Raw genomic sequence first — 11,068 nt, forward strand, 5'->3', positions numbered from 1 at the left:
ACCCGATAAGTTACAGCCCACAAGATAATACCCTTTTTTATCTAGATTGACCTCAAAAAACTTCAATGAAGCCCCAAAACAATCATCTTTTTCCCATCTGTGTGTGGCATCATAGTCCATACAATATAAAATGGGTGGTGTGAACTTGGCATTATATTCAACGACAATCACTCTGGGACTTATACAGGTGATTGAATCAATAATATGATAGTCATTACCATCAATATCGACTGATAATATATCGATTTCATCAGCATCTATATTGGCAGAAATTAATTCGTTAATATTCTCTTTTGTAATAAAGGATTCAACGATTTTTAACTGACCATTTTCTATGACTTTATGAAAATATTTTCTAATTTTATTTACCGAACTAGACGACGCATCGATCCATAGACCTTGCCAATGATCAAAAAGCAGGGCAAGGGTATTGTTTTCTAAGCCATTGCCAATGCCAAATTCAACAAAGATTTGATTCGTGACACCAATCCTGTTAAAGATTTCTCTAATAATGCCATCTTCATCACTTTGGGAATAAACCTTACTACCAAAAGCAATTAAACCCTGAGGATTTTGATAGCGTTCACTTGTCCTTAAACGTTCTATTTCTTGAATAATCGGAATCTGTTTAATCCGGTTACGAATTGTTAATTCATAGCCGATATCCTGGATAATAGGCTTAATCAATTTTTGTAGTCTTTGGAGTGGCATAAACCGATTGTTTTCATACAATAACTAACGACTTTTCGGTCAACAGGTTGTTTGAAGACCATTGTTGACCTCCTCCCGACGCCAACGTTTCACTTTTGGCGCGGGATTCCCAAACTTGTTGATGTCTCGGTCATGGTGAGTCCTATATACCGGGAGGTGACCTGCTGCCATCCCAGATGAACCCGAATCCATTTAGATTTCCAATCTTTAGTGTGTGCTAGAGACTTCAGTCATGCGAGGATTCCAACGAGAACGCAACTCTTCGATATGCATATTCTCTCTGTTCTTTTTGAGATGTCGAGGGCTACTTTCAAAAGATAAAGAAGATGGCAGCGGATCTGACCCATACTCAGCTTGAATAAAGGATTCTAACTCTGTATAGGACGGAGAAAAGCTTTCTTGAGTCGGCTGGGATACCGTCGATTGATATCGCCGTAATGTCGCAGAAAACAAACCCGTACCATCATCAAAAAACCGTTCAGTGGTTGCCCCATAGCGTTCATAGGGATGAAAAGCCAGATGATCTGGGGCTTGAGCTGCCACCCAGGAAACGTAAGACCAATATTCACTAAAGGTGCCAAATTTCAGCGCAGATCGCATCATCAGCAACAACCAATGGTCATCCGATTGAAAGTAGTTGCTCACCTGACACTTAAAGGACTTAAGGTGCTCTTGTTTAAACCACATATGATGGGGAATAAAAGTGCCTTCAGGGTCTGTTAGGGGTTCAACCCCCAACACCGAGCGAATCCATTCTGCCCAAGTGGAGACAATGCTCGCATTGCCCCACTGATTGTGCTGAAGTAGGGCAAACGTATGCTGTTGGGTTTGGTTCTCCTCACAAATCAGCGGCCAAGTCGCAACCGGAAGTAGGTCACTATCCCAGACAACATACCATTCACTTAAGTCATCAATTCCCTCACCAGCACCCAGTTTTAAGAGTTGCTGATAGAACCAGCCTGGAGTATAAAGGGATTCCCCGAGTTCCAGTTCAGCACAAATTCTGTCTTTTGTCAGACCACTCTTTTGAAAGAAGGTTTCCTCAGAATGGGTATAAAGGGGAGCCACTTCCCAACCCTGAGACACCTGTTGTAGTGATCGCGCCTCTGGCTCAGGTGAAATCACATGGATACTGCGAGGTTTGTAATGGGTTGTAATTCCCTCAAGCACACCCCGCGTGTTCCAGCGCAACTGATAGAGAGGAATCACAAAGTCGAAGATTTCTTGTGACATAGCGTTTAACTCCGAATTTATCTAGACTATCAACAATAAAAATATCATCTTAATCGAGCAAGGAGTCAGTGTTAGTTTAGGATGTTAAGGTCTCTTGCCGTTATTAACATCTAAGCTGAACAAGTACCTCAGAACCCCATTCAGAATTGATCATTCATCACTTATCATTCATATGGGCTAGCAGTGGAACCTCTGCTATTGCGACTGGTTGAGCAGAACTTAGCTAAAGCTAGACTTTAAGTCGCCTTCAACCCCATTCATAATTTATAATTAATCATTCAATAATTCAATTATAATAATCCCACAATTGCCAACAGTGTTGTATCCTGAAACAGACTAATAAACTGACCGACAATCGATGGAATCGATATTTTAAAAGCTTGAGGTAAAACAATCAATCCTAAAGTGAACGGGGTATTCAAACCTAGGGCTTTAGAAGCTTCTACTTGACCTCTCGGTATGGCTTGGATTCCACCCCGCACCTTTTCTGCTAGATCAGCTGAACTAAATATTGTTAATCCTACAATTGCCCGTAATACCCGATCCGGTCGCATTCCTTTGGGTAAAAATAAGGGCAGTAAAACTTGTCCTATAAATAAGCTGATATGCATTTAAATTGGTTATTACCTATTCCCTTTTGGGAAACTCAATTGCTACATCGCTTACCTTAAGGGAGTTTGAGTCTCAAAGTAGTACAAATGAACAGAGTAACTTCAGTCAAAAAACTTTTATCTGTAGTTTTTGATACTAATTTAGATGAGCTTACCCTGGTTCAACCCGTCAAATTTATGATATAGCAGTTCTCATACTCATGAGCGACATTGCTTATCCCTTTAAGGCAAAAGGCAAAAGGCAAAAGGCAATAGTAAAGAGGGTTTTAAGGTAATCAGTCTCAAAGACTAGTGTACCTCATAACTGCGAGAAACGCTATAATTGCGTTACATATCTTTGTTAAAATTTAGATTGCTTTACATTAAGTCTAGGTTACTTGTTACTTGTCAAGTAAGAAATAACAAGTAAAACAAGTAACCAAGTAACAAGTCACAAGTAACGATTTCCATGGTTTACCAAAGATGTCTCCACCAAGGAATAGGCTTAACATCAGGAAAATCGATTTTATTGCGGATTTCATCAATATCCCATCCAGTCAACTCAGCTAAGGTTTGAGCTTCCTGTTTCAATCGTCGATTTAAGGATTGTTGATAGTCAACTCCTGCGCTACAGCTCATCTTCCCAGTAAAGGGATGACGAAGGATATATCGTCCCTGAAACAATTCACGGTTTGACGTTTCCTGGAACATCAAATCTTCTGGGAACGTATCACGGGTATAGCGAACATGGAGGCGAGTGATATAAACATTATTGGGTCTTCTATTGGTTCTTCCTGAGTTTAGCCAAAAGACACCTGATTTCCGGAGTTCTTCCCGATTGAGGGGATTAGCTGAACATGGGTCACAACTAGCCATATCCCAAGCATATTCAAGAAAAGCCACTTTTTTACCTTCACCCTCGTAAGCAGTTTGGAACATAGCAGTGTAGAAATCACCAAACTCTGCTTTGACAAATACTGGAATTTCAGTATTAGAAGGAATCTTCACAGTGCGGTAGTTTGTAATTTCAGCCTGACCTCGGGGTGATAACACATACACAATCAGGTCTTGCTCACCCGTAGCATTCATCATTCCTAAGCGAATGGGCAGCATAAATCGGGGAGACTCGTAAGCCATCTGGAGGGGTCGCAACCGTTGGTAGGCAGTTTTGTCAAATTCGTGCAGATTCACATTGGGGGGGTCAAATTCGTGCAGATTCACATTGGGGGGGTCAAATTCCTCCAGATTGACTTTGGCAACGAAAAATTTCATATTCTGGCGGATGTAGGGTCGCAATAACCGATTTGCTCCCCGTGGAATTTTGTAACCGTTGCGTCTGAGCCAGGTTTCTAAACCTCTAGAGTCCTTAGCACTGAGGATAAGAATGTTATATTCTCCAACTGAGAAGCGCTCCTCTACCGTGACACCTAAACTACGATCATAAGCATCCGCTCCCCTTGTGCCACCTGGACGACCTAGGTCTGCTGGCGCACTTTCGAGATACCTTCGGTTATCGGCACAGGGGTTTGGGTCAAAATATTCCACTAGTCGAGGTGCACTAAACTGATCGAGGCCTTCAATAATCTTAGGGTCACCTACATTCACCTGTTCTCGCTGAAGCACCACAGGAACTGGGACAACCATGGCAAAGTCTTTAACATCCCCTTGATAGTCATTTGCCATGGTTAAAACAGTGCGATCGCCATCCCGAGCAATTACCACTTGAGACGTCTGGTTATATAGTTTAGTATCAGCTTTGGCCACATAAAACCCACAAAAACCCCAAGCTTTTTGAGCCAACCCTAAACTCACTAAAACCGTTATAATAATAGTACTTATAACCCGAATAATTTTCATTTTTATAAGCTTAATTCACGTCATTTAATAGGTGCGACCCGTGGCGAATTTAATAATTAGATGCGGAAAGCGCACCTAAGATTCACTATCATGCCAGGAAAATCTTGTAGATGACCAAATAAAATCCAAAATTACGGTCAAAGGGGATAGGGCAAACAACGCCCAGAAAATAGCAGTAGGCATGAAGAATTGATTGCGCAATATAAAAGTGAGTAACGCAATACACACCGCCCATAGCAATCGACTAATCGGTGCATTGGGGATTGAGCGAGGGTCGGTTAGCATAAATAGGGCAAATAGTAACAAAGACCCACTCATCAAGCGATGGCAAAATACATCCCAACTCCAGCCAAGCCAGACATTTCTAATCCCTTCTAAAACGGCATAAGCACCCAAAAACGCTGCCGTTGTATCCCATCGTCCTACCCGTTTTAACACCATACTGCCAGTACCAGCAAATAATAGAGCATACCAACCATCATCCCCCCACTGTCCGGGAGAAACCCAAGCATCATTGCTTAGGATAAGAACAGCAATAATTCCGAAATTGGCTGGATTAAAAAAATGCTTGCCCTCTACTCGGAAAATAAATTTACTCAAAATTCCTAGGGAGCCAGCTAAAACCATAGTGCTATAGTTATCAGCACGCAGCAGCAGACTCAAGCTTAAGGCTGTAATCATAGCACTTTTTAGGGAAGGGGGTTTGGGAGAACTGGCGAAAGTAGCATCATTATCCTGGGGGCAATTTGATTTTTTTGTCAGCAGATTAAGAATTGTTTCTAAGGTTTGAATTTTGCACCATTCAAGGCTAGTTTGGAAATAGGGTTTGGGATTAAAACTCAAAGGGAGGCCAAGGAAAGGGAGGCCAAAGAAAGAGAGGCCAAGCTCCCCAGAGTTTTTGATTGCGGATCTGTGTTTGGGGTTTGACCAAAGAAATGCTGCTAACCACTGAGTTAGTAGACAGCTTGCGATTACAACTAGAATCAAGTCTGGTCTTAGTGTCCAGTCCCGAGTGCTGATGCCCAAGACTAGGAAGATGGAGAGAAACAGAATTTGATGGTTTCGGGGGTCTTGTTGCCACATTATCTACGCATTCTGATCCGACTGTTAAAGTAATCAGGGCGCTCTTTATGGATCAGGTTTAACACAAAAAAACACGCTAACTCTACGAAGACTACTGCAAGAGCTATCAGGCAATGTTTACCCGCTACCAACACCAGGCTACGGGAGCGATCGCACCATTCTTGATGCAGTCGCTCATGGGGGAAACCCCCAAGACCGCGCTGCATCGCTACTGTGCAAATGCTCTTTTTGACTGGTTCTGCACAGGTACTGGATTTGGGCAAGCTAATTTAGACCAACAATCAGCAGAGAGTTTCTGGCTGGTGATTATCATAGCCTACCCAATCAATGTAAAGTTTCGTAACTGACTGCATAAACTCCTGAACTGGGTCTGAGAAGTCTACAGAGGGAATTGGGAAAGCGCTCAAACCAAATCCAAGTAGGTAAATAATTATGGCAGATTTTAACAAAGACGGTTTTGACGACTTAGTAGTAGGTGCCCCTGGTGAAGCCCCGGGGTCGGCTCCCAAGTCGGGGTTTGCCTTTGTGTTTAATGGTTCCCAGAACGGACTGGTCGCCAGGCAAGGGCTGGGTCAGGCAGGACTCGGAGCTAATGAAGCTGGTGATCGGTTTGGTGAATCCTTAGCAGTGGGAGACTTCAACGGCGACGGTTTTGACGACTTAGTGGTTGGGGCCCCTGGTGAAGCCCCGGGGTCGGCTCCCAAATCCGGGTTTGCCTTTGTGTTTAATGGTTCCCAGAACGGACTGGTTGCCAGCCAAGGGCTGAGTCAGGCAGGACTTGGAGCCAATGAGGCTGATGATCGGTTTGGTGAATCCTTAGCAGTGGGAGACTTCAACGGCGACGGTTTTGACGACTTAGTGGTTGGGGCTCCTGGTGAAGCCCCGGGGTCGGCTCCCAAGTCGGGGTTTGCCTTTGTGTTTAATGGTTCCCAGAACGGACTGGTCGCCAGCCAAGGGCTGGATCAGGCAGGACTTGGAGCCAATGAGGCTGATGATCGGTTTGGTGAATCCTTAGCAGTGGGAGACTTTAACGGTGACGGTTTTGACGACTTAGTGGTTGGGGCTCCTGGTGAAGCCCCGGGGTCGGCTCCCAAGTCGGGGTTTGCCTTTGTGTTTAATGGTTCCCAGAACGGACTTGTCGCCAGCCAAGGGCTGAGTCAGGCAGGACTGGGAGCCAATGAGGCTGATGATCGGTTTGGTGAATCCTTAGCAGTGGGAGACTTCAACGGCGACGGTTTTGACGACTTAGTAGTTGGTGCCCCTGGTGAAGCCCCGGGGTCGGCTCCCAAGTCGGGGTTTGCCTTTGTGTTTAATGGTTCCCAGAACGGACTGGTCGCCAGCCAAGGGCTGAGTCAGGCAGGACTGGGAGCCAATGAGGCTGGTGATCGGTTTGGTGAATCCTTAGCAGTGGGAGACTTCAACGGCGACGGTTTTGACGACTTAGTAGTTGGTGCCCCTGGTGAAGCCCCGGGGTCGGCTCCCAAGTCGGGGTTTGCCTTTGTGTTTAATGGTTCCCAGAACGGACTGGTCGCCAGCCAAGGGCTGAGTCAGGCAGGACTGGGAGCCAATGAGGCTGGTGATCGGTTTGGTGAATCCTTAGCAGTGGGAGACTTCAACGGCGACGGTTTTGACGACCTAGGGGTTGGAGCCCCTGGTGAAGCTCCTGGGTCTGATCCCAAGTCCGGGTTTGCCTTTATCTTTCATGGCTCCGCTAACGGATTGGTACCTAGCCAAGGACTGGATCAGGCAGGTCTAGGAGCAAATGAAGCCGGTGATCTGTTTGGTGCTGCACTTGCCTAGCACTTCCCTCTGAATTTTCGACGTTGCTGAAGTAAGAAATGATATCAAGTATAGTCGGGTCATTTATCAGTGGTCAGTTACCCATTCCCCATTCCCCACTCCCCTCAATTATTCCATTAATCATCAACGCCGAATTATCTAGGTTATGCATTAAGCAAATCTCGGCTAGATCGCCCGATCATTCCCAGCCTGGGGTGAGGCTAAAGTTCTCTATTAGCTTGAGCCTCGCCCATTCTAATTAACCATTTTAATTAACTGTAATTAGCCAAAATTTGACGAATTTGAGCATCAATAGTCTCTGGTTTCTCAACCATCGCCATATGTCCACATTCAGCAATTTCAATCACATTGTCCCCACAGGATTGAAAGAGACTGTGAAAACTAGCAAGATGGCGCACATATTTGGGTTCCATTACCTTATCCTTAGTACCAGCAATGAAATAAACAGGTTGTTTGAGTCGGGAAACTACCTGAGGTAAGCGATGCACCTCCGCTTCTGTGGTAGAATCTAATAAGGTTCTCAATGCAGCTTCTGCGTTAGCAGTAACAAAATCAATAACCCGTTGACGTCCCCATTTCCGGGCAATAGGGCGCGCTACCTGAGCCCTGGTAAACAGTAAGTCCAGTAAAGGGACATAACACAACCAACGGGGACGCCGTTTTACCAACTGCTGACCAGCCACCCGAAACCGCTCAAATTCTTCTTTCAGATAAATCCCACCACCAGCATTAAGACAGATTACCCCTTGAATCCTCTGAGGCAGCAAATAGGCACCCCATAGAGCAATGCTACCCCCTAGGGAATGACCAACCAACCAAGCCGGCTCGATTCCCAGTTTTTCTAGCAGGATGCCCAAGTCCTGAGCATAGGCAGCTAAGCTATAGCGGTCAGTGGATGAAGCAGCAGTCTCAGGAAATGGTGATTCCGAGTCCCGGTTCGATGTTGAGCTTTGAGTGTTATGAATTTGGGACTGGGATTCACCGAATCCCCGCAGGTCATAAATCAGACACTGATACTGCTGTGACAACCTATAAATTAGAGGTTGCCAATAGCTACGGCTTAACAGCCAGCCGTGGATGAAAACCAGAACAGGACAGGATGATTGAGTAGGAGGTGTTAATTCGTAAGTATGGGATACTCCTAGGATGTTAATGCTTGCCATACCTTGATCTTATCGAAGAATTAACAGGATAGGAAATTAGTCAGTGATTTTAATCACATCTTGTTTGTCTTTACTTGAAAAGTAGGCAGGATGACGGACTTAGCCACCAATAGCCTTAAAACCCGGTTTCTGGTTATATATCAAAGGCTGAAATCGTAGTAATTACCTTAAGAAACTGGGTTTGCGGCATAAGTCCTTAGGTGCGCTTTCCCCATTAAGAATTAAATTCTGGCTTTGGTGGGCTTTCCAATGGGCGAGTAAATCGCCCTTGGGTCGCACTTTCGGGTCTCACCTGTGCTTGTCACCCAATGATAACTAAAACACTTGACCTAGTAATCGCCTCCGAATGCTTTCAGCAATTTTTTGACCTAAATAATCGGGAATCAAGTTTCCGTTAGGACCTAGTAGGTAAAGAATCAGTCGGGTTCGTCCCCGCCACACCAGCAAGTTGGCATTGACCACCAGTAAATCCTCTTGCCAGATGGCATACATAACTTTGTAAAATAATCCAGGTTGGTTATTGGCCTCAATTAACAGCGCTGGTAGATGAAACACTGGGTCTACATAAAATTCTGTTTCTACCTGCTTCAAGCCAGCATCGAGATTAAATTCCACTGCCAGCATTTGTTCCACCTCAAAGCGCCCTGCCAAAGCCTCCCTCAGGGCACGGCAGACATTTTCTGAGGTTTTGTAGGTCAGCGCTTTCCGGTCACGAGACACCACTAGTTTCATAAACACCAGCATTGGGGGACTAATTTGACCATAAAGACTGAGACTGTGGATAGTCAGTCCATAGGCAGTCAGAACGCCAAAAATGTCACTGAGCAGAAAAGACTCATTGCGGTAAGCAAAGTGCAGGACACTTTTTGAGCCTTCCGGTTTGATCTCAATTACAGCATGTTGGGTTTTATAGAGTCGGTAAGCCAGTTTGAGGTTGTGCAGTTGGATCTCACTACTGACAAACTGTTCATAGAACTTAGGAAACGCTCGGTTGAAGCGTTTCAGGATTTCTTGTTGGGATGATTTCCAACCCACAGTGATCGATAGGGGTAGGTGGCTATTCTTGTTTATCAAAAGGTGCGACCCGTGGCGAATTTAATTTGCCAAGGTCAAGCGCACCTAAGCTTTTTGAGTTAACACAACCCCGTCAGCTTCTAGGGGGACTTACAAAAATACTGATAAAAGAGCCTTAAATGTATATATAGATAGAGTTTAACATTGAGGTGCGACCCAAGGGCGATTTACTCGCCCATTGGAAAGCGCACCTTGATTTGCTTGATTTCTTGATATATATGGGTTGGAGCCCCCAGCCAACAACAAGGGCGGATCTGATTCATTTCTGAGCAATCCTGCTGATTAGCCTAGTCTAACTAATCTTCCCCAACTTCCCCACCTTCGGTACCTTCCTAGCCTGAAACAGCTGTGCCCCCTCCGACGCGAGAATCTTACCCAAGCAACTTCAAAGAGCGCGAGCCTTGAGGGAATGCTAGGATGGGAATTTGGATAGGAGGCTTAATTGTGGTATTATCATTTGCACAAAGAATTAGTTTCAGATCAAGGTAGGTCGGGTATGATAGTTTTCCTGGTGGAGTAAAACCATATAGATCAAATATCACTTTCTGTTTTTTAAAACATTTAAGTCTGGCTCTGGTTGACCGAGACCCAGAACGTCTGAGCCGTCAGGGAAAGAAGACCATTACCAGTCCAAGTAGCTCACAATTATGATAACGCCACTGTCACACCTGCATGGGTTTTTGGAAAAGCTTCTTTAGCAGTTCTGATACTGCTTTGCCTCAAACACGATCTGAAGGAGATACCGTAGAAGGTGTCAAATATCGCACCGACGGTACCTCACGGGTATTTTTCAGTACAACACGGGAAATTGACCTGTACGAATTGGAAGAACTTTGTGATGCTGTTGGTTGGTCTCGGCGTCCTCTGCGCAAAGTTAAGAAAGCCATTCAGCATAGCTTTTTGGTTACTTCTATGTGGTACCAGCGAGGTAACACGAGGCGCTTAATTGGCTTTGCCCGTGCCACTTCTGATCATGCTTTCAATGCCACAATCTGGGATGTAGTAGTTCATCCAGATTTCCAAGCCAAGGGACTAGGTAAAGCTTTGATGAGATATATGATCAAAAAATTGCGCAGCCAAGATATTAGCAATATCACCCTATTTGCCGATCCTCAAGTGGTAAGTTTTTACCGTAAAATGGGATTTATGCCTGACCCAGAAGGTATTAAAGGCATGTTTTGGTATCCAGATTAATCTAGAGTACACACAAAATGCCAAAAGTGAGTTATACTGGTTATACTGCTTAGAGGTAGCATCCGGGATGTAGCGCAGCTTGGTAGCGCGCCTGCTTTGGGAGCAGGATGTCGCAGGTTCAAATCCTGTCATCCCGATTGGAAATCGATCAATCAATAAGTCTAATCAGTCAAGACACCAGGGTAAAGTCAGTGAAACTTGATAATAGTCAGGTGCAGAGCCATGAAACGCCGCTGATCAGCTAAGTTAACATGCCACGTCAAGCTATGATCGACAAGAATGAATTTAATCTCTGCCTCTACTAGAGGTTAGTAAGTTGCGTTCAGATCTCTCAGTGAGCAGGGTATTCTAGTTGTAACAGGC

10 protein-coding genes, 1 tRNA gene and 1 pseudogene are annotated in these 11,068 nt (G+C 44.8%); 3 read left to right on the forward strand and 9 right to left on the reverse strand.

Annotation, left to right across the window (positions count from 1 at the left end; genetic code table 11):
- From LYNGBM3L_RS09805 to LYNGBM3L_RS40280, 7 genes and pseudogenes are all read right to left on the reverse strand, one after another.
- Window positions 1-711 (reverse strand): hypothetical protein (locus LYNGBM3L_RS09805; RefSeq protein WP_008181923.1); only part of this gene is annotated, 711 nt, incomplete at its 3' end.
- Window positions 712-750: 39 nt separating this feature from the next.
- Window positions 751-903, reverse strand: coding sequence for a hypothetical protein (locus LYNGBM3L_RS43195; RefSeq protein ID WP_154659738.1), 153 nt, complete (start codon window positions 901-903; stop codon window positions 751-753).
- Window positions 904-918: 15 nt separating this feature from the next.
- Complete coding sequence (locus LYNGBM3L_RS09810; RefSeq protein ID WP_008181924.1) at window positions 919-1,944, reverse strand: DUF6492 family protein; 1,026 nt, start codon at window positions 1,942-1,944, stop codon at window positions 919-921.
- Window positions 1,945-2,237: 293 nt separating this feature from the next.
- Window positions 2,238-2,543 (reverse strand): annotated as a pseudogene (locus LYNGBM3L_RS09815) (ABC transporter permease subunit); the annotation flags it as partial.
- A gap of 465 nt (window positions 2,544-3,008) precedes the next feature.
- The gene (locus LYNGBM3L_RS09820; protein ID WP_008181927.1) at window positions 3,009-4,391 is read right to left on the reverse strand and encodes a DUF2330 domain-containing protein; all 1,383 of its coding nucleotides are present in this window, start codon (window positions 4,389-4,391) and stop codon (window positions 3,009-3,011) included.
- A 75-nt stretch (window positions 4,392-4,466) separates the two neighbouring features.
- Window positions 4,467-5,474, reverse strand: a complete 1,008-nt coding sequence (locus LYNGBM3L_RS09825; RefSeq protein WP_008181929.1) for an RnfABCDGE type electron transport complex subunit D — start codon at window positions 5,472-5,474, stop codon at window positions 4,467-4,469.
- A complete protein-coding gene (locus LYNGBM3L_RS40280; protein ID WP_131826971.1) occupies window positions 5,474-5,680 on the reverse strand; it encodes a hypothetical protein in 207 nt (68 codons plus the stop codon). Before LYNGBM3L_RS40280 ends, LYNGBM3L_RS09825 begins: the two co-directional genes overlap by 1 nt.
- Before the next feature lie 226 nt (window positions 5,681-5,906).
- Between LYNGBM3L_RS40280 and LYNGBM3L_RS09835 the strand changes: the two genes are divergently transcribed.
- Window positions 5,907-7,274 carry an FG-GAP and VCBS repeat-containing protein gene (locus LYNGBM3L_RS09835; protein WP_008181932.1) on the forward strand — a complete coding sequence of 456 codons (1,368 nt, stop codon included), beginning with the start codon at window positions 5,907-5,909 and terminating at the stop codon, window positions 7,272-7,274.
- 251 nt (window positions 7,275-7,525) lie between these two features.
- Here LYNGBM3L_RS09835 and LYNGBM3L_RS09840 read toward each other — a convergent pair whose 3' ends face one another.
- Both LYNGBM3L_RS09840 and LYNGBM3L_RS09845 read right to left on the reverse strand, forming a co-directional pair.
- On the reverse strand, window positions 7,526-8,437 hold the full coding sequence (locus LYNGBM3L_RS09840) for an alpha/beta fold hydrolase (RefSeq protein WP_044492568.1): 912 nt from the start codon (window positions 8,435-8,437) through the stop codon (window positions 7,526-7,528).
- 315 nt (window positions 8,438-8,752) lie between these two features.
- Window positions 8,753-9,478, reverse strand: coding sequence for a hypothetical protein (locus LYNGBM3L_RS09845; protein ID WP_044492570.1), 726 nt, complete (start codon window positions 9,476-9,478; stop codon window positions 8,753-8,755).
- Window positions 9,479-10,183: 705 nt separating this feature from the next.
- Between LYNGBM3L_RS09845 and LYNGBM3L_RS09850 the strand changes: the two genes are divergently transcribed.
- Both LYNGBM3L_RS09850 and LYNGBM3L_RS09855 read left to right on the forward strand, forming a co-directional pair.
- Window positions 10,184-10,705 carry a GNAT family N-acetyltransferase gene (locus LYNGBM3L_RS09850; RefSeq protein ID WP_008181937.1) on the forward strand — a complete coding sequence of 174 codons (522 nt, stop codon included), beginning with the start codon at window positions 10,184-10,186 and terminating at the stop codon, window positions 10,703-10,705.
- Between the two features lie 63 nt (window positions 10,706-10,768).
- Window positions 10,769-10,842: transfer RNA gene (locus LYNGBM3L_RS09855), tRNA-Pro, on the forward strand.
- The last annotated feature ends 226 nt before the right edge of the window (window positions 10,843-11,068 follow it).

It is taken from the genome of Moorena producens 3L, assembly GCF_000211815.1.
GTDB classification, from domain to species: domain Bacteria; phylum Cyanobacteriota; class Cyanobacteriia; order Cyanobacteriales; family Coleofasciculaceae; genus Moorena; species Moorena producens.

Bases quoted from the DNA above. Each gene is read 5' to 3' on its own strand.
- LYNGBM3L_RS09825 (WP_008181929.1), bottom strand. From the start codon at position 5,474: ATGTGGCAACAAGACCCCCGAAACCATCAAATTCTGTTTCTCTCCATC.
- LYNGBM3L_RS09840 (WP_044492568.1), bottom strand. From the start codon at position 8,437: ATGGCAAGCATTAACATCCTAGGAGTATCCCATACTTACGAATTAACA.
- LYNGBM3L_RS09810 (WP_008181924.1), bottom strand. From the start codon at position 1,944: ATGTCACAAGAAATCTTCGACTTTGTGATTCCTCTCTATCAGTTGCGC.
- LYNGBM3L_RS09850 (WP_008181937.1), top strand. From the start codon at position 10,184: ATGGGTTTTTGGAAAAGCTTCTTTAGCAGTTCTGATACTGCTTTGCCT.
- LYNGBM3L_RS40280 (WP_131826971.1), bottom strand. From the start codon at position 5,680: ATGCAGCGCGGTCTTGGGGGTTTCCCCCATGAGCGACTGCATCAAGAA.
- LYNGBM3L_RS09835 (WP_008181932.1), top strand. From the start codon at position 5,907: ATGGCAGATTTTAACAAAGACGGTTTTGACGACTTAGTAGTAGGTGCC.
- LYNGBM3L_RS09820 (WP_008181927.1), bottom strand. From the start codon at position 4,391: ATGAAAATTATTCGGGTTATAAGTACTATTATTATAACGGTTTTAGTG.
- LYNGBM3L_RS43195 (WP_154659738.1), bottom strand. From the start codon at position 903: ATGGATTCGGGTTCATCTGGGATGGCAGCAGGTCACCTCCCGGTATAT.